This is a genomic window from Chitinophaga nivalis, from assembly GCF_025989125.1.
GTDB lineage: Bacteria > Bacteroidota > Bacteroidia > Chitinophagales > Chitinophagaceae > Chitinophaga > Chitinophaga nivalis.
This window is the reverse complement of record NZ_JAPDNR010000001.1, coordinates 3,617,813-3,637,642: the sequence shown is the minus strand read 5'-3', so window position 1 is coordinate 3,637,642 and position 19,830 is coordinate 3,617,813. Positions and strand designations below refer to the sequence as shown.

Sequence of the window (19,830 nt, the reverse complement as noted above, 5' to 3'; positions counted from 1 at the left end):
CCGCAGGATTTGCGGGGCGTTTTTTATTGGGTGATATTTTCTATGCGCCGGTGAGTATGGTCAATTGATCCGTCACCGGATTGATAGCAGCCAGGATACGGTCGAAGAAGGCCGGACCTTCCTGGGCATACCAGGGCAGGAAGTTTTCCTTACGCTCCTGGAGTGAACCCGCCGGAAACAACCGGCTTTTCACCTGCCGGATCTGGTCTGTCTGCCACGCAAATTTTTTCTTCTCTGCCCGCAGGAACTTATGTTCCAGCTTACCGATAGACTTCAACGCTTTCTTCCGCTCAGAACCGGTCGTAGCTACCAGCGTGACATCAATATTACGCGCTTTGGCTTCCAGCTCATCGAAGAGCTGTTCAATAGCGGCATATTCATCTTTCAATACTAATGAAGTATTGGTATGATGCTTTACATAATCATTGACGATATCTTCGGTGGGCTTAAATAATTCAGGTAACGCAATACCCAGTTTCTGCATCCGCTGTACAGAGATGTCATCTGCCAGCAACAAAGAATTACGCAGCAACAAGATCGGGTATGGCACTTTATAATGGGCAAATAACTCCTGTAACTCCATCCAGTAAGCAATTTCACCGCCACCACCGATAAAGGCAATGTTGGGCAATATGGTTTCCTGGAACATCCCGCGCAGGATCACATTGGGACTGAATCTTTCCGGATGCGCTTCCAGCTCTGCTTCCAAAGCCGCCGCCGTAAAGCTATGTTTGGTATGCAATACTTTCCATTCATCCCCTTCCTGTACAATACGTTCGCGCAGGCCATCCTGTAAATAAAACAGGTTGATTTCCCGCGGATTCGCCTGTACTTTATAGTGTACGGATAATTTATCCAGGGTATGCTTCACCAGTTGATGAGACGCCTGCTGAAACAACTCATCCTTCATAACGGGGATGTATAAACGTTTCAGGGCGGCATTATCCGGCACCACTACTACCAGGCCATAACGGCTGAATAAAGCATGTACCAGGTACAACGTGGCATCCTGAATATTACTGTGCCCCAGATAGGCCTGCTCCAGCAGCGTAATCAACTCCACAGCATGGGGTGCATACCCCAATGTGTCTTTCACTTGTTTAATCAGCTGCTCCAGTCCGGCCGTTTGCATGCGGCCTACCGCACCCTCCTGTCCGGCCTGCCAGGTCAGCGTTTTGCCTTCCAGGTAAATACTGCCCAGTTCTTCCAGGTCATTATCTTCACTGCCCATATAATAGACAGGTACAAAGTTATATTGCGGATATTGCGCTTTCAGCGTGGTACAAAGCCGGATCGTTTGCAGGATCTTATATACAAAATACAGGTAGCCGGTAAAAATATTGGGCTGATGTGCTGTGCATACTGTGAAGGTTGTGGGTTCCAGTAACGCCCGGATGTTGTCCTGTACAGGTTGTACCGGTTCCAGGGGCGCATATTGCTGCTCCAGGGCTGCTACCAGGGCAGCACGGGGCGTATCGAACTGCTGACGGGCCCGGATCGCTGCGTCAAAATCAGGATGTACAGGGGAGTAAGTATAAAATGGTCGTATCTGCGGATGTTCTGCTAAAAAATCTGTTACCAGCTGGTTAAAGTAACCAGTTTTCCCGTAAGGAATATACTCCAGCATATAGTGTTGCGAATTACAAATTTACCAATTATTATCAACAGCGGATGTAGTGCCAATACATCGAAACTTATAAATGTACGAAGTTAGTTAAGTTTATTTGTTATTGCATAGTTTGGTTGCCGGATTATTGATAATCTGACGTTTTGCTGGGATGTATGGTAAACTGGCTTCCCCTTTGCATACAACATGACCACACCCCACTTAAAATCAATCACTACATGAAAATAGCGATACTGGCTCCCGTAGCCTGGCGCACACCGCCCGTTCATTATGGCCCCTGGGAACAGATGGCTTCCAATCTTACCGAAGGGCTGGTAGCTGCCGGACAGGACGTCACCCTTTTTGCCACTGCCGATTCCCTCACTGCCGGTAAGCTGGCAGCTATCTGTGAAAAAGGATATGCCACCGACCCGGATGCCGATGCCAAAGTAACCGAATGTATGCATATCAGTTACCTGATGGAACAAGCCCGCGACTTTGATATCATCCATAATCATTTCGACTTTCTGCCCCTCACCTGGTCGCGACTTGTGAAAACCCCGATGGTAACCACTATTCATGGGTTTTCTTCCGAAAAGATACTGCCTGTTTACCAACGGTACAATGATGTTTGTCATTATGTAGCCATCAGCCACGCCAACCGGCATCCCACGCTCCATTACAAGGCCACCATTTACAATGGTATCCACACGGCCGACTTTCCTTATCTGGCAACGCCACCGGATGATTACCTGTTATTTTATGGCCGCATACATCCGCATAAAGGCGCCTGGGAGGCTATACAGATTGCTTTGCAAACCGGCCGCCAGCTGATTATGGCTGGTATCATTCAGGATGAAGCCTATTACCGGGAGAAAGTACAGCCTTATATTGATCAGGAGCAGATCCGCTTCATAGGCGCAGTAGGTGGCCACCAACGGAGTACCTTGCTGGGTGGCGCCAGTGCGTTGTTACATCCTATTAGTTTTGAAGAGCCATTTGGCCTGAGTGTAGCGGAAGCGATGTTATGCGGCACACCGGTGATCGCCTTTAACAGGGGATCTATGCCTGAACTGATCCTCGATGGGCAAACCGGATTTCTGACCCATGATGTAGCGGAAGCCGCCGCCCGCGTGGCGGATATACCGCTGATCAGCCGGCACGCCTGTCATGTACATGCGATGGCCAATTTCAGCCAGGAGAAAATGACGCAGGCCTACCTGTATTTATATCAACAGCTGTAACGCCTTATCCGGATTTTTTTCAGGAAGATATACCCGTGTATATCTTCCTGAAAAAAATCTGCTTTATCATAACCACTATTTACATACCATCTGCTTTTATCTGGGCGAGGAGTTTTTCCAGATTTACGGTGGCAAAGCCGGAAGCGTAGTCCGACAAACCATAGGGGATGATCAGTTCATCATTATGAATAAGAGAACCACAGGAGTATAATACATTGGGTACATATCCTTCTCTTTCATCTTTATTGGGCATGAGCAGAGGCTCCCGCAGGCGGCCTATTTCCCGGCCGGGATCATCGAGGTCCAGCAAACTAGCGCCAATGCAGTAGGTACGCATTGGCCCCACGCCATGTGTGATCACCAGCCAGCCTTCTGCGGTTTCAATCGGGGAGCCGCAGTTTCCTACCTGTACAAATTCCCATGCGTATTTCGGGGTTTGCAATATCCGGGGATTCTCCCAAATGTTGATTTTATCAGAATACATGATGTAGCCGTTGATACCATCTATCCGGGAAATCATCACGTATTTACCTTTTATCTTACGGGGAAAGAGCGCCAGGTTTTTGTTCTGGGCACCTTCTCCATACAGGGGCAGGATTTTGAAGTTGTAGAAGTCTTCCGTTTGCAGCAATTTGGGCTGAATGGTAATACCATCGTAGGCTGTATAGGTAGCATAATAGGTAACATCTCCATCTTCCCCCACAAACTTCACAAACCGGGCATCTTCAATACCCCGGCTTTCCGCATCTGAATAAGGAAAAATAACCCGGTCCGACAAATCGGTATCCAGTGAGAAATTCAGTTCATAATAAGAGTCTGCCAGCCACAGGATTCTTTCCAGGGCTTTTTTCAGCAGATGATCTACCTGATACCTTTGTTGCATTTCGCGGATCACTTTCTTCAGCGCCAGGTACTCAAACTGGTCCGGTAAACTGTTCTGCACTTCCTTCATCACGGAGTCCGGCAGTTTGATAGATACTGCATTCTGGAAAAAGATATCTTTCTGGTAGATGGAATTACGGATAATTTCTGCTTCATCCACGTAATTGCCGGCAGGTATGAGGGTAATCTGATTGTTTTTATCAATCAACCCGCTGCGGAATGCAATGGAAGATACGTGCCCTTCCCCTACTGCCCGGAAACTCATGATCACCCTTTTTTCGCCTTCTTCCAATCCGCTCTGGTCCACATCTTCAATCAGCGACGGATTAAAAAATGCCGCCGACTCAATCGAATACTCATTGGTAAAATAGGACCCGGTGAGTAGTTTCCGCTTGAGGGAAAGTCCGTCGTACTCGATCTGCAACGCGGGAAACAGGTGCCGGAGCCGATCCGCATGCCGTTCGAAGATGCGGGTAATGTTGCGGTGACGGCGGGAGAACTCTCTTAGTATAGGCATGATCGTTATGTCCACTTCCGTGTCACTCATCGCAGCAACCAGCTGTATGATCGACTTTGCTCTGGCTTCTCCGTTAAAAAAGAACCGGGCTACTACCCGTTTCAGATCGGGGTAAATCTTTGTACTTTTCCGCTCAATAGGCAAACGCATGGTGTATATTTTGTTAGATACTAAATCCGTCTTCCAGTACCACTCCCTTTTTGACAACAACAATGCCGTCTTTTACGGTGTATTTTTCAAAGTCGCCATCCGCCAGGTGTTTTCCTCCACTAATATGTACGCCGTTTCCGATACTACAGTTCTTATCAATAATTGCATAATGGATACTGCAGTTTTCACCGATCCCCATGGGCGGGTGTCCCAGTCTTTTAGCTTTTTCTATTTCATCCAGGGTCTGATAATAATCACTTCCCATAATATAACAGTTGGTGATCACGGTTCCTTTGCCAACCCGGGTACGGATCCCCACCACACAACGTTCCAGCCGGTCGGCCATAATGATGCAGCCATCTGCAATCATTGTTTTTTCCATCTGGCCGGAAATTTTTGCAGGCGGTAACATCCGGGCTCTTGAATAGATCGTCTGGGATTCATTGAAAAGATTAAACAAAGGTATATCATCTGTGAGACCTATGTTCGCTTCAAAAAAAGAAGGGATGTTACCAATATCGGTCCAGTAGCCTTCGTATTGATAGCTGAATACCCGCCGCTGCCCCTCAATGGCGTCGGGGATCAGTTGTTTGCCGAAATCAGCGGCTTCCGGCTGATCCTGCAGCATGCGGAACAATACCTCTCTGGAGAAGACATAAATACCCATACTGGCCAGGTAAATACGCCCTGCGGCTTTCATCTCGTCGCTTACCTCCGATGCCCACGGGGGCAATACTTCCTGCGACGGCTTTTCCGTAAAAGATACAATTTCTCCGGCTTCATTGGTTTTCAGTATACCAAAATCCGAGGCCTCTTTTGCACTCACCGGAATAGTGGCAATGGATATTTCTGCGCCGGTATCTATATGGTGGCGGATCATCTCTCTGAAATCCATCTGATAGAGCTGATCTCCGGATAATATCAGTACGTATTCAAATTCAAAATTCTCCATGTGATGCAGGCATTGTCTGACTGCATCTGCAGTACCCTGGTACCAGGTGGGATTATCCGGCGTTTGTTCTGCCGCCAGGATGTCCACGAATCCTTTATCAAAGTTGCTGAAATGGTAAGCGTTTTTGATGTGTTTATTCAGGGAAGCAGAGTTATACTGGGTAAGTACGAAAATGCGGTTCAGTGCTGCATTCAAACAGTTGGAGATAGGTATGTCCACCAGTCTGTATTTACCGGCCAGCGGAACAGCGGGCTTGGAGCGGCGGCGGGTGAGTGGATAAAGGCGGGTGCCTGCTCCCCCTCCAAGTATCACAGATATTACATCATTTGTCATAATGGGAATTGGTTTTTAAAGTTCATCGTGCATATATTTTCATTGTCCGGCATATTGCCTACCATTTTTTTCCTGATCCGGATACAGCGGCATAACCGCAGGCCAGGCAGCCATCAATATTTCATCCCCGTGTATACGTCCAGGTAGCGTTGGGCAGAAGTTCCCCAGGAATGGTCTGTTTGCATTCCCCGCAGCCGCACTTCCTGCAGGTGCGCAGTATTATGATACAAGGCCACGGCTCTTTTTATGGCATCGCCCACATCCCATACCGCAGGTTGATTAAAGCGGATACCTACCCCTTCTTTATCGCCAAAATCGACCACCGTATCCTTTAATCCGCCGGTACTCCGTACCATCGGTACGGTACCATACCGCAGGGCATACAGCTGGTTAAGCCCACAGGGCTCTACCCGAGAAGGCATCAGTAAAAAATCGCTACCTGCATATATCAGGTGCGACAGGGCTTCATTATATCCGATATGCAGGTTAAATCCATAGCTTACCACATTACGGGTTTGTTGTAGTGACCATTCCACATGTGGTTCCCCACTACCCAATACGAGGAAGTTCACCTCGCCAGGCAGTTCGTGCAGGGAACGACTGATGATTTCCGGCAGCAGATCGGCCCCTTTGTCACTTACCAGCCGGCCAATAAAGGATATCAGCGGCAACGACGTATCCAGCCCAAAGCGTTCACACAGTTGCTTTTTGTTTTCCGCCTTACCTTCCAGCACCGTATCCCGGTCATAATGTTGTGGTATCATGGGATCCGTAGTTGTATCCCATACCGCTGTATCAATACCGTTGACGATGCCGCTGGTTTTGGCCCGCTCGTGGCTGATGAGACTTTCCAGTCCGTTGGCATTGGAGAACAACTCTTCCAGGTATCCGGGTGAAACCGTGGTCACCCGCCACGCACATTTGATACCTGCCGCCAGCGGATTGATAGCGCCGCCCCAATCCAGCAACCCCGACTTCCACAAATCGAAAGCAGGAATCAGGTAGAGCTTGTCCCATCCAAACTGTCCCTGGTACTGGGCATTATGGATTGTAAGCACAGACGCCACTTCTTTGAGGCGGGTATATTTATAACCGTAGCTTAATAAAAAAGGAATTAATCCGGTATGATGATCGTGGCAATGGATCACATCCGGTTGGTGCTGCCATTCATTGATCCAGTCCAGCACGGCAATCTGAAAAGCCAGGAAACGTTCTGTATCATTCGCGTAACCGTATACGCCCGGCGTGTCCAGTAAACCAGGGATGTCTACCAGGTACAGGTCGAAACCCAGTGCATTGTGCCGTTCCTTCAACACGTTGAAGTGGTACCAGTCGTGGCCCAGCCACATCCCGGCCTGGTGTACCACATCAAATTCATGTGTATCATAAAACTTTGTCCGGTAAGCCGGCAAAACTACTTTTGCAATGCTGCCCAACTCATGTTGGTATTTGGGCAAAGCACCGACTACATCCCCTAATCCCCCGACTTTGGCTACCGGGTAACATTCCGCGCTGACGTGTAAAATCTCCATGCTAAATAATTGATAATCTTTATTAAGTTACCTTGGAAAAATAACAAATCAAAGGGATTATTCATTTTTATTTCCTGCTTGCTGCTTTTTTAAACAGCCCTATTCCCCTGCTGGTTTTCTTATCTTTGTGATCAGTTTATTCTTTCCTACCGCTTCGCCGGATTGTCATGTAAAATCTGCTCTTATGGACTTTGGCCGCGTTACTCCTGCTGAACTGGAAACAATTGATTTCAAACTACCTGCCGAACCGTTGTTCAACCGGCTGGTACTGAAAAAGAAACGGTTGAAAAAATCACTCGCCTTTATGGGATGCGCCAAGTGGGGGCGCAAGGAATGGATTGGTAAGATATATCCTCCGGGCACCAAAGAAAAGGCTTTCCTGGATGAATACGTACATCATTTCAACAGCATAGAACTCAACGCCACCCATTACCAGATTTATGGTCCGGATACCATTGCCGGCTGGGATGCCCGTGCCGCCGGTATGACCTTCCGGTTTTGTCCTAAAGTACCACAACGGATCAGTCATTACAGCAATCTGATAAGTGCCGGCGACCTGACCACCGCCTTCCTGGAAGGCGTACTGGCATTCGGTCCGCACCTGGGGCCTATCTTCCTGCAGCTGAGCGACCGCTACTCACCGGCCAAACGGGCAAACCTATACGAATACCTGGCCACGCTGCCGGCAGACCTCCAGTTTTTTGTAGAAGTACGGCATCCGCAATGGTTTGCAGATGAAGCCATCCGCCAGGAATTCTTTGAAACACTGCAACAGCTGAAGATAGGCGCCGTCATTACCGACACCGCCGGCAGAAGAGATTGTGCCCACATGCACCTCACCATTCCCAAAATATTTATCCGTTTTGTGGGCAACAGTTTACATCCCAGTGACTATACCCGTATCGACGACTGGGCCAATCGTATCCGTTACTGGCTGGATAACGGCTTAAAAGAAGTTTATTTTTTTATGCATATGCATGATGAAGCCCTTTCTCCGGACCTCGCACTTTACCTGGCAGACCGGCTGGACAAGGTTTGTGGTTTGCAGATAAAAAAGCCGCAATTTGTAAAATCATGACGCTTTTTTTGACGATTCCATTACAAGGCATAAAAAAAACAGTCTGAAATATTAATTTCGCCTTCTCAAAACCGGTAATACATGATGCGCGACAAGCTAGAGCAATTGGCCCAGGAACTGGAAGGCACGCTTTATACAGATGACACCATGCGAACACTTTATGCCACCGATGCGTCGGCATACCGTGAAATGCCGCTGGCAGTAGCGATCCCGCAACATGTGGGTGACCTGAAAAGACTGATTCGCTTCGCGTGTGACCATAAAACGTCGCTCATTCCCCGTACTGCCGGCACATCGCTGGCGGGTCAGGTGGTGGGCAATGGTATCATTACCGACGTATCGCGTACGTTCACTCATATACTGGAACTCAATACACAGGAAAACTGGGTACGGGTGCAGCCCGGCGTCATCCGGGATGAACTCAATCTATTCCTCAAACCACATGGCCTGTACTTTGGGCCGGAGACCTCTACCGCCAACCGCGCCATGATAGGTGGTATGGTGGGCAACAACTCCTGCGGCTCCAACTCAGTCGTATATGGCAGCACCCGCGAACACCTGCTGGAAGTAAAAGCCCTGTTGAGCAACGGCGAAGAAGTGACCTTCGGCACCCTCGACACGGAAGCCTTCCATCAGAAATGCGAAGGCCCCGATACCCTGGAAACACGCATCTATAAACAGATCCGTACCGCATTGGGCAACCACAGCTACCAACATGAGATCCGGAAAGAGTTTCCCAAGAAAAGTATTCCGCGCCGCAACACCGGCTATGCGGTAGACCTGCTCCTGGAAACAGCGCCCTTCACGGCCGGTATGGAGGCATTCAACTTCTGTAAGCTGATTGCCGGCTCCGAAGGTACCCTGGCTTTTATTACAGAAATAAAGCTGCATGTAGACCCGCTGCCTCCCAAGGAAACAGGCCTGCTGTGCATCCACTTCCCTACTATCGACGACTCGCTCCGTGCCAATATCCTGGCCATGGAACTGAAACCCAGCGCCAGTGAGCTGATCGATCATTACATCCTGGAATGTACCAAAGACAATATTGAACAAAGCAAAAACCGTTTCTTCGTACAAGGCGATCCCGGCGCGATCCTGGTGGTAGAGTTTTGTCGCGAGACCCGCGATGAGATCCGGGAAATAGCCGGCCGGCTGGAAACTACCCTGCGGGCAGCCGGGCTGGGGTATCACTTCCCCCTGCTCTTTGGCGACGACACCAAAAAAATATGGGCCCTGCGTAAAGCCGGACTGGGATTGCTCAGTAACCTGCCCGGTGATGAGAAGGCAGTACCCGTGATTGAAGATACTGCTGTAGCGGTAGAAGACCTCCCGGCATTTATCCGCGATTTCAACGATATCCTGAAACAGTATAACCTGTATGCGGTGCATTACGCACATGCCGGCAGTGGTGAAATACATCTGCGTCCGATCATCAACCTGAAAACAGAAGCCGGCAACCTGTTGTTCCGCAAAATCGCGGAAGAAATTGCCACGCTGGTAAAAAAATACCATGGCTCCCTCAGCGGTGAACATGGCGATGGCAGGTTACGCGGAGAGTTCATCCGCCAGATGGTAGGTGAAAAGAACTATGAACTGCTGCGGCAGATCAAATATACCTGGGACCCGGAAAATATTTTCAATCCCAACAAAATCGTAGACACCCCGTCTATGAACAGTATGCTGCGGTATACACCCGGACAGAAAACCCCGGCCCTCAACACTATTTTTCATTTCCCGGAGCAAACCATGTTGCAGCATGCGGAACAATGCAACGGTTCCGGCGACTGCCGCAAAACACAGCTGAGCGGCGGTACCATGTGCCCCAGCTACATGGCTACCCGTAATGAAAAAGATACGACCCGGGCCCGGGCCAACATCCTGCGGGAGTTTCTGACCCATTCCACCAAAGAAAACCGCTTCGATCACCAGGAAATCTATGAGGTACTGGACCTTTGTCTGGCCTGCAAGGGTTGTAAGTCGGAATGTCCTTCCAATGTGGACATGGCTAAGATGAAAATGGAGTTCCTGCAACATTATTACGATGCCAACGGCGTACCGCTGCGGTCACGGCTGATTGGTAATTTCTCCAAACTGTCGGCCCTGGCGGCTTTCCTGCCAGGTGTATACAATGGCCTGATCAACAACCGCGTCACCGGTGGTTTCATTCGTAAAATGTCGGGCTTTGCCCCCAAACGTTCCCTGCCTGGTATGCATACCATTACCTTACGGAAATGGTTCTACGAAAAATGGCCTAAAGAAATGAAGGGACCTAAAGGAAAACAGCCGGTATATCTTTTCTGTGATGAGTTTACCAATTACAATGATACCCAGATCGGCATTAAAGCGGTACAGCTGCTGCACCGCCTGGGGTATGATGTAAAGATGACCGCTCACCCGGAAAGCGCCCGCGCGTATATGTCCAAGGGACTGTTGCGTAAGGCACGTGAAATTGCCGAACAGAATGTTCGTATATTCAGTACCGTTATAAACGAAAATATTCCTCTGCTGGGAGTAGAACCTTCTGCTATCCTGAGCTTCCGGGACGAGTATCCGGACCTGGTAAGAGAAGGGTTACGGCAGCAGGCCAAAGACCTGGCCCGGCACGTATACCTGATAGATGAATTCCTGGCCAAAGAAGCCGATAAAGGACATATCACCGCGGCCCAGTTTACCAGTCAGCCGCAGCATATTAAACTGCATGGCCACTGTCAGCAAAAGGCATTGTCTTCTGCATTGCACAGTAAAAAAATGCTGTCGCTGCCACAACACTATACCGTAGAAGTGATTCCTTCCGGCTGCTGCGGAATGGCCGGCTCTTTCGGGTATGAAAAAGAACACTATGACCTGAGTATGCAAATCGGTGAAATGGTATTGTTCCCGGCGGTACGCAATGCACCGGCAGATACCCTGATAGCAGCTCCCGGTACGAGCTGCCGGCATCAGGTAAAGGATGGTACCGGCGTAAAAGCCCTGCATCCGATTGAGATCTTATATAACAGCCTGGCATAAACCAGGTAGCTCACGCATATATTTTGCCCGTTTTTTCGGAACAGACAACAGGAAAATACCTGTAATCATCTCCGGAAAAACGGGCAAAAAATTTTCAGACACGGCCGGTATACAACTGTGTTTCATAATGAAACTGTACCGTACCGTTGGCCTGGTATTGCTCAAACAATTCCTGCAAACCTTTCATCATCGGCGCATGTGCCGGTTCACCAGCTTCCGGCACATAGGAAGAAGATAACAACCGGCCTTTCAGTCCGGCGAAATCAAACGTCTGTACATTCTGGATAGTATGCTGCAACATTTCATGTGGCGCAAAAAACGAGGCTAACTCCAACGTACCTACGTTTCTGTGCTGCATACCTTTATAGTTATTGCCATACTGATGTAACAACTGCTCATAGGCTTTTTCGAAGGGCAGTTCAGACCGGCGTACATTCCACATCAGCACGGTATAGGCACCCTTTCGGGCAATCCGCCGGAACTCTGTTTTGGTGGCCTGCTGATCGAACCAGTGAAAAGCGGTACCTGCGATAATCAGGTCTATAGACGCATCCGGCAGGGAAGTACGTTCTGCCGTTCCCGTTATTTGTTTATAGTTCGGATAACGCTGCATGGCTACCGTTCCCGCTTCCTGCATCGCTGCATTGGGTTCTACCGCGAACACGGTATTGCCATTGTCCAGGAAAGGCAGGGCAGCCATACCGGTGCCCGCACCAATATCCGCCACAATAGATGCTCTTGATAAACCGGTCGTCTTTTCCAGATAGGCGATCATAGCAACCGGATAATGGGGCCGGTACTTTACATAATTATCAGCCCGGCTACTGAAACGTTCCGTGTTTTTCATACCATGAAGTTAACTTATTCTCCGAGACCCTGCGGACGTTTCTGTTCACTGCCATGTGCCTCCAGGTCGGCCAGTTTCTTTTTACCATAGGCGAGCCGGGTAATGAGTACATACAACACCGGCACACTGAATATCGCCAGTACGGTAGCTGCCAGCATCCCGCCTACTACGGTGAAGCCTATATTTACCCGGGAAGCCGCACCCGCACCTTTTGCCAGGCACAGCGGCACCACCCCGAGAATGAAAGCGAATGAAGTCATGAGAATTGGCCGGAAACGCAGTTTTACTGCTTCCAGTGTAGCTTCCAGCAAAGGCATACCTTTATCTACCCGCTCTTTACAGAACTCCACAATAAGAATCGCATTTTTGGCGGCCAGCCCGATGAGTGTAATCAATCCAATCTGAGAGTACACACTGTTGGCCTGTTTCGTTAGTACCAACGCCACAATGGAACCAAACAACGCAATAGGCACCGCCAGCAATACGGAGAACGGCACCGACCAGCTTTCGTACAAGGCGGTGAGCAGGAGAAATACAAACAGGATCGACAGTCCGAAGATCAGCACACTTTTATTACCCGCTTCAATTTCCTGCAAGGATACGTTGGCCCACTCATACCCGAAGTTATCCGGTAAGGTCTGCGCCGCCACTTCCTTGAGGGCTTCGATGGCATCACCACTACTGTAACCGGCTTTACTGTCGCCGTCTATTTCCACGGAGCGGTACAGGTTGAAGTGATTGATTACCGGGGCGCCGGCAGATTTCTGCGAGGTAATGAGTGCACTGAGCGGCACCATTTCCCCATTGGCATTTCTGACGTAATAGGTGTTCAGGTTATCGATACTCGTCCGGTACAACGAATCGGCCTGCAATACCACCCGGAAGCTGCGACTGAACTTTGTAAAGTCGTTGACATAAAGTCCGCCCAGGAAAGTCTGCAGGGCATTAAACACATCGCTGACGGCTACACCCAGCTGTTTACATTTATCCCTGTCTACCTCCACATTAAACTGCGGCGTATTGGCGCTGAAGAAAGCGTAGGCACGGGCAATCTCCGGCCGCTGATTGGCGGCCATCAGGAACTGTCCCATTACCTGCATAAACTGTTTGATATCGGGATTACTTTTTTGCTCCAGGATAAAGGAGAACCCGCCGGAAGTACCCAGCCCCCGCAAGGTAGGCGATGGAATACAGATAATATTGGCCCCGATGATACGGCTCACCGCGCCCTGAATACGTCCCAGTACTTTGTTCATATCATCACCGTGGGCATATCGTTCGTCCCAGGGTTTGAGGCTCACAAAAAAGGTTCCGGAGTTAGGTTTGGTGGCATTGGCCACAAAGTTGATCCCCGTGATGCCAAAGAAATGTATCACGGCGCTGTCTTTCAGCAGAATATCGCTGACCTGCCGCACCACCTCCTTCGTTCTTTCCGTAGAAGAAGCCTCCGGTAATTCCAGGGCAATATAGAGTGCGCCCATATCTTCCTGGGGCACAAAAGTAGTAGGTGTTTTCTTAAATAAATAAAAGGCGGCGGCAAAGAGGATACCCAGTATTATCAATACAATCGGCGTCTGGCGGATGGAAAACATGACGCCTTTGCCATACCGGTTGGTGACCCTTGCAAACCATTCGTTGAATTTAAAAAAGAGTTTATTGAGGCCATGTGATTTTTGGGTGAGATGTGCCGGCTTTAACAAGATGGCGGTGAGTGCAGGCGTAAACGTTAGTGCCAGGAATGCAGACAGCAACACCGAAAAGGCAATGGTTAAGGCAAACTGCTGATACAGGCGGCCACTTACACCCGGGATAAATGCCACAGGCACAAATACAGCAGCCAGAATCAGGGCGATGGCAATTACCGGGGCCTGTACCTCCGACATGGCTTTATAGGTAGCGTCGCGCGGCGACATCAGGTTTTCATCGATGTGATGCTGCACCGCCTCTACTACCACAATCGCATCATCCACCACAATACCGATGGCCAGTACAAAACCGAAGAGGGTCAGGGTATTGATGGAGAATCCCAGTAACTGGAAGAAGATAAAAGTACCGATCAGGGAGATAGGAATAACGAGGATGGGAATCAGGGTAGCGCGCCAGTTCTGCAGGAATATAAATACCACCACTACCACCAGTGCCAGTGCTTCCAGGAAAGTATGGATTACTTCATTGATGGAAATTTTCACAAAAGAGGTGGTTTCAAAAGGCACCAGCCAGTTGACATCTTCCGGAAATGATTTGGATAGTTCTGCCAGGCGGGCAATCACGCGGTCGTTTACATCCAGTGCGTTGGCGCCGGGCGCCAGGTAAATGGCCATTCCACTCCCTGTTTTACCATCTGCCTTGGCTTCAATGGCGTAGGTAAAAGATCCCAGATTAATACGGGCTACATCTCTCAAACGTACCAGGCCGGAGCCGGGTTTGTTGGCCACTACAATGTTGCCAAATTCTTCTGAGGTAGCCAGTCGTCCTCTCACACTCACGGTATATTCAAAGGCCTGCGAATTGGACATCGGCGGTGCGCCGATGCTACCGGCAGGTACCTGTTGGTTCTGTTCTGAAATAGCCCGGGCAATGTCTCCGGCCGTTAATCCCAGGGCAGCCATTTTATCGGGATTCAGCCAGATACGCATGCTGTAATCCTGTGAAAAAGCGGTTACATCCCCTACGCCTGGTAAACGTGCCAGTTCCGGTTTCAGGTAGATGTTCAGGTAGTTGTCGAGAAATTCCCGGGTATGTTTTCCCTGGGGAGAATTCAGCGCAATTACCATCAGCATATCATTGGAACGCTTCTTAACGGTAACGCCCACACGACGAACTTCATCGGGCGTACTGGGCAACGCGAGGCTCACCCGGTTTTGTACATCCAGAGTAGCAATATCCGGATTGGTGCCCAGTTTGAAGGTGACTGTAATACTCATGGACCCGTCATTGGCACTTACGGATTGTATATACATGGCGCCGGGGGTACCATTCACCTGGTTTTCGATGGGCGTGGTCACGGTTTCTTCCACGGTGGTGGAGTTGGCGCCCACATAGTTGGCCCTCACGTCTGTTACCGGTGGTGCAATATCAGGCAATTGTGCAATGGGCAGGTTAAACATACAGATGAGCCCTACAATCACAATGATGATGGCAATAACGATCGTGGTATTCTTGCGCTCTATAAATGTTTTTGAGATCATACTGTGCTAACGATTAAGGATTTATTGTTTGCCTGCGGCAGCTCCTGCCACATTCACCGTATCTCCTGGTTTAATCTTCTGAATGCCATCCACTACTACCCTATCTCCTGCCTTGAGGCCGCTGGTAATCAGCAGCATGGTATCCGTTACTGCGCCGGGCACAATATCTGCGGGTTTTACCACATTGTCTTTCGTTAACGTATAAACGCTGGTTTCAGAGAGGTTCTGGATAATGGCTTTTGCCGGAATAGCCAGCTGGGTGGCAGGTGTGGCATACTGCATGATAATCACACAGCTCATACCCGATTTCAATGTTTCATCCTGGTTCTGAAACACCAGCCTTACCCGGATGGTACCGGTTTGCTGATCTACAATATTATTAATGGTCAGTATTTTACCGGTTTCTGCATAGCGTTCTCCGTTGCCAAACTGTATATAAAACCGGTTCTCCGTTTTACCGCCTTCTATGCGGATAAATTCGGGTAGCCGTGCCTGTGGGATATCAATATCAGCATAAATGGGCCGTTCGTTGACGATGGTATTGATCAGTGTCTGACCGGCATTTACGATATCTCCTACTTTGATTTGCACGATGCCTATTCTGCCGGAGAGCGGCGCGCGCAGGAGTGCATGGTTCACATCCGTACCGGCTCTGGCTACCGAAGCTTTGGCGGCTGCCAGATTAGCTTTGGAGGTGAGTACGGCAGTATAGGCCTGGTCTACGGTTTGTTTGGAAATCGCATCGTGATCCAGCAGGGTTTTATACCGTTCGTAGTCGCGTTGTTTCTGGGCCAGGTCGGCTTCTGCCTGTTGCTGGGTAGCAGCTACCTGTCCGTATGCCGCGGAGTAACGGCTCTTATCTATCTCATATAATATTTGTCCTTTGCTTACCCTGCTGCCATCTTTCACCCGGATGCCTTCCAGGAAACCGGTAACATCCGACCGCAGTTGCACGATATCCTGGGCCATCAGGGTAGCCGGAAATTTTTCCACCACTGTATAGGAAGTGGGAACGACTTCTGCTGCCACTACCGTTGCTTTCATTTTGCCTGCCATCATTGCTGCCTGCTGTTGTTTTTTGCTGTTTCCACAGGCAACACATAATACCAGTCCTGCTGCATAAAAGGTCCGCTTGTAATTTCTTAGATGCATATGAAAAATTAATTGCGAATGACGAATTGCGATTAGTTATCTGATTCTGCCCATTGCCTTATCCAGGTCTGTTTTGCTGGTCAGGGTATTGAGCATCGCTTTCACATACTCCACCTGTGCGTCTTTCAGGTCTTTCTCTGCCGACGTAACATCCAGGCTGGTAGCTACTCCCTGTTCAAACTTCATAACAATGCGGTCATAAATGCCCTGGGTTAATTCCATATTGGTTTTCTGTGTCAGGTACTGCGCGCGGTAGTTCTGATAGGCAGTATTGGCATTGGTTACCTCCAGGCTGATTTGTTCCGACAGATAACTTAGGTCATTGTGTGACTTTTCCAGGGTGATCCGGTTTTGCCGGATCTGATGTAATCTTTCTGTACCGGTGAAAATAGGCCATGCGAGGGTTACCCCGAGGGCGGATGCTCCAAAACCGGTTTTATACAGGTCGCCGAACTTAGTAGAGAAATAATTGAAGCCATAATTCACGTACGCCGATAAGGAAGGGAGGTACCCCATCCTTTTACTTTTCAGGCTCAATTCATTCAGGGCAATCTGGGTGAGTTGTATATTGTATTCCACCCGGTCCTGCACCCGGTAGGTAGTATCTGTTATGGCAAGTGCCGTTACATTGAGGTCCTGGATTGATTCTTTCAGCTCCAGCTTACTTTGCTGCGGCATGCCCATCTGGAATTTCAATAACTGCACCGTATATACGAGTACCCGGATCTGGGTGGCAATGTCGGTGATGATATTATTGTAGGAAACGGTGATCCTGTCTACATCAATTCTTTCTGCTACGCCCACGTCATACCTGGCCCGGGTATCTGAAAGGGTTTTCTTTAATTGTTCCATGGTGGATTTCGCCAGGCGGATATTTTCCTCATTGGTCAATACAGCGTAGTAAGCCTTGGTAATGGCTACCCTGGTATCGATAGCGGTGCGGTTGTAGGTTTTTTCGGCCAGACCGCCATACACGCGCGCTGCTTTCAGTCCGAGGAAGTAATCGCTGTTAAAGAGCGTCTGGTTTACCTGTCCGGTTACTGCGGAAGCGAAGCGGGTACCAAACTGTACAGGAATTTTACGGTTGAAGTCACCGCCGGCAATATCGGGGATCAGGGAAGTGGCCAGCTTCATATTATCTGTAAAACTGGCGTTGATGTCGGCATGTGGCAGCAGCTTGCCGGTCGCTTCTTTTACCTGTTCCCTCGAAAAGTTGATATCCAGCCGGGCATTCACTACATCGCGCTGGTGGGCGAGTCCGTATTGTACACATTCTTCCAGGTTGAAGGCATAAGTTCCGGGCAGCGTTGTGTCTACCTGCCCGTAAACGCTTGATATTCCAGACAATAAAACAATTGTAAACAGATTTCGGGTACAACGCATACTTATTACTTTGAAAGTATATGATGATTGATAAGTATTTAACAAAAGTTCCGGCAAAAGGTTCTGGAAAGCTGTGAATAGCTTATCACCAAATGCTGACAGCTATTTTGTATCTTGCTGCAAAAGCTATCGGTATCTATTATGTCAATGTCTGTTATCAAGGAATCCAAACCCGCTCACAGGGAATTTGAACTGGAACGACTCATATTATTCAGCGATGCGGTATTTGCGATCGCCATTACCTTACTGATCATTGAAATTAAACTGCCTCATATCCCAGCCAATACGCCGGTTGCCAATTACGGGGAGATTTTTAAACCACTGATAGGAGAATTTATTGCCTTTGCAGCCAGTTTTATGTTTATCGGTAATTTCTGGGTACGGCATTTACAACTGTGCCGCTTTCTCCAAAATTACAACGAAGGATTGATTATCCGTAATCTGCTTTTTCTGTTTTTTATTGTGGCCTTCCCTTTTTCTGCTTCTGCCATGATGGAGGTGTCCGTACATTTCATGCTGCCCCTGTTCATTTACCTGTGTAACCTGGCGGGTTGTATGGCTACCCTGTTTTTACTTTCCTATTATATTTTTCAACGGAATCCGAACCTGACGATTCCGGGACATGCAACAGAAAAAGAGTTGCTGTACCAACGTTACAAGTATAATTTTCTGACTATGGCCACCGGATTTACGGTGATTGCCATGGTGTATTTTATGTTTCCTGAAAACCTGATGTACCAGCGGATCAGCTACTTCATTATTCCTGTACTGGCTTTATTCAACCATTTTCGTATCAAAATCAAAAAGCGCAATACCCTTCGCCTGGTACACAAGGGTGATAAAAATAATTAGACATGCTGGAAGTAGATAAGCGGGAAGCAGCCTTGCTGCGCAGTGCCATTCATACCTGGCAACAGGAAAAACTCATCACCGAGGAGCAGGCTACTGCCATGCACCAACGTGTTACCGTTCGCAGTACCGACTGGCAAACCATTTCCTTTTACATCTTTATTGCCGCTATCTCCTGTGCCCTGATGGCGTTTGGATCGCTGGTACTGGATGAAAAATGGATTGAAGTGATCCGCAAAAAGCTATCTCTTACCGATGGTATTATTGCCATCATCTTTGCAGGGATCAGTACGTTACTATGCTACCAGGGATGGCGCAGAAGCCGGCACCAGGCGCTCTATTCGCTGAACCGTGAATTATTCTGGCTGCTGCCCGTACTTAGTATAGGCGTTAGCGTAGTCTACCTGGGTAAAAGTGTTGCTTACCTGAACGGCAACTATGGTGCATTCTGGTTGCTGGCCGGCGGCATTTATGCCGCTTTGGGTATCCGCCTGCATTCCAGGCTACTATGGGTGAGTATGTTGCTTTGTCTCATCCCGGCTTATGTAAAACTCACTTATTATCTCACCCAAAACGGCCCCTGGTTCCTGGGTATGAACCTGCCCTGCCGTATGGCGCTGCTGGCACTGTTGCTGATTGCGGCTGCAGCTATTATGCGGCGTACGCGGGTCTATACACCGGTAAAAGAAATTACCTGGAGTGGCGGCTGGCTGCTTTTTATGATAGCGGGGTGGTTGATTTCTATTTTCGGTAATTGTGGTACGTGGCAGGAATGGCAGGATCTCCGGCAGGTACACCTGCTGCTGTGGGTAGTTATCTTCACAGCCCAATGTGCCGCTACCCTCCTGCTGGGTCTTCGGCTTAAAGACAATCTGCTTCGCGATCTGGGCGTCATCTTCCTGTTGCTGGACCTCTATACCCGTTACTTTGAATACCTGTGGGATCATACCAATAAAGGCCTTTTCTTCGGTATCCTGGCACTGTCATTCTGGTGGACAGGCAAATGGCTGGAGAAAAGATTGAAACGGAAAGCGGAAGCTCCCCGTTGATCATTGCAGGCAGCAGATCTTCCGAAAAAGATCTGCTGCAGCAAACATATCCGGTGAGG

13 protein-coding genes are annotated in these 19,830 nt (G+C 49.0%); 5 read left to right on the top strand and 8 right to left on the bottom strand.

Annotated elements, in window-relative coordinates:
• Positions 1 to 40 precede the first annotated feature (40 nt).
• Positions 41 to 1,627 (bottom strand): bacillithiol biosynthesis cysteine-adding enzyme BshC, encoded by a 1,587-nt coding sequence (gene bshC / locus OL444_RS14680; RefSeq protein ID WP_264732223.1) that lies wholly within the window; start codon positions 1,625 to 1,627, stop codon positions 41 to 43.
• Between the two features lie 218 nt (positions 1,628 to 1,845).
• Between bshC and OL444_RS14675 the strand changes: the two genes are divergently transcribed.
• On the top strand, positions 1,846 to 2,850 hold the full coding sequence (locus OL444_RS14675; protein WP_264732224.1) for a glycosyltransferase family 4 protein: 1,005 nt from the start codon (positions 1,846 to 1,848) through the stop codon (positions 2,848 to 2,850).
• A 79-nt stretch (positions 2,851 to 2,929) separates the two neighbouring features.
• On the opposite strand, the gene OL444_RS14670 is transcribed toward OL444_RS14675, so the two are convergent.
• From OL444_RS14670 to OL444_RS14660, 3 genes are all read right to left on the bottom strand, one after another.
• Positions 2,930 to 4,399 carry a glycoside hydrolase family 130 protein gene (locus tag OL444_RS14670; RefSeq protein WP_264732226.1) on the bottom strand — a complete coding sequence of 490 codons (1,470 nt, stop codon included), beginning with the start codon at positions 4,397 to 4,399 and terminating at the stop codon, positions 2,930 to 2,932.
• Positions 4,400 to 4,412: 13 nt separating this feature from the next.
• A complete protein-coding gene (locus tag OL444_RS14665) occupies positions 4,413 to 5,684 on the bottom strand; it encodes a glucose-1-phosphate adenylyltransferase (protein WP_264732229.1) in 1,272 nt (423 codons plus the stop codon).
• Between the two features lie 113 nt (positions 5,685 to 5,797).
• Positions 5,798 to 7,216 carry a glycogen synthase gene (locus tag OL444_RS14660; protein ID WP_264732232.1) on the bottom strand — a complete coding sequence of 473 codons (1,419 nt, stop codon included), beginning with the start codon at positions 7,214 to 7,216 and terminating at the stop codon, positions 5,798 to 5,800.
• Positions 7,217 to 7,400: 184 nt separating this feature from the next.
• Between OL444_RS14660 and OL444_RS14655 the strand changes: the two genes are divergently transcribed.
• Both OL444_RS14655 and OL444_RS14650 read left to right on the top strand, forming a co-directional pair.
• On the top strand, positions 7,401 to 8,294 hold the full coding sequence (locus OL444_RS14655) for a DUF72 domain-containing protein (RefSeq protein WP_264732235.1): 894 nt from the start codon (positions 7,401 to 7,403) through the stop codon (positions 8,292 to 8,294).
• An 81-nt stretch (positions 8,295 to 8,375) separates the two neighbouring features.
• A complete protein-coding gene (locus OL444_RS14650; RefSeq protein ID WP_264732237.1) occupies positions 8,376 to 11,303 on the top strand; it encodes an FAD-binding and (Fe-S)-binding domain-containing protein in 2,928 nt (975 codons plus the stop codon).
• A gap of 94 nt (positions 11,304 to 11,397) precedes the next feature.
• Here OL444_RS14650 and OL444_RS14645 read toward each other — a convergent pair whose 3' ends face one another.
• Genes OL444_RS14645 through OL444_RS14630 form a run of 4 tightly spaced genes read right to left on the bottom strand, consistent with a single transcriptional unit; the run spans position 11,398 to position 17,837 of the window.
• Positions 11,398 to 12,150, bottom strand: a complete 753-nt coding sequence (locus OL444_RS14645; protein WP_264732239.1) for a class I SAM-dependent methyltransferase — start codon at positions 12,148 to 12,150, stop codon at positions 11,398 to 11,400.
• Between the two features lie 14 nt (positions 12,151 to 12,164).
• Positions 12,165 to 15,338, bottom strand: coding sequence for an efflux RND transporter permease subunit (locus OL444_RS14640; RefSeq protein WP_264732241.1), 3,174 nt, complete (start codon positions 15,336 to 15,338; stop codon positions 12,165 to 12,167).
• A gap of 21 nt (positions 15,339 to 15,359) precedes the next feature.
• A complete protein-coding gene (locus tag OL444_RS14635; RefSeq protein WP_264732244.1) occupies positions 15,360 to 16,490 on the bottom strand; it encodes an efflux RND transporter periplasmic adaptor subunit in 1,131 nt (376 codons plus the stop codon).
• A gap of 36 nt (positions 16,491 to 16,526) precedes the next feature.
• A complete protein-coding gene (locus OL444_RS14630) occupies positions 16,527 to 17,837 on the bottom strand; it encodes a TolC family protein (RefSeq protein WP_264732247.1) in 1,311 nt (436 codons plus the stop codon).
• A 177-nt stretch (positions 17,838 to 18,014) separates the two neighbouring features.
• Between OL444_RS14630 and OL444_RS14625 the strand changes: the two genes are divergently transcribed.
• The gene (locus OL444_RS14625) at positions 18,015 to 18,725 is read left to right on the top strand and encodes a TMEM175 family protein (protein WP_264732249.1); all 711 of its coding nucleotides are present in this window, start codon (positions 18,015 to 18,017) and stop codon (positions 18,723 to 18,725) included.
• A 2-nt stretch (positions 18,726 to 18,727) separates the two neighbouring features.
• Positions 18,728 to 19,771 (top strand): hypothetical protein, encoded by a 1,044-nt coding sequence (locus OL444_RS14620; protein ID WP_264732251.1) that lies wholly within the window; start codon positions 18,728 to 18,730, stop codon positions 19,769 to 19,771.
• Positions 19,772 to 19,830: the final 59 nt, after the last annotated feature.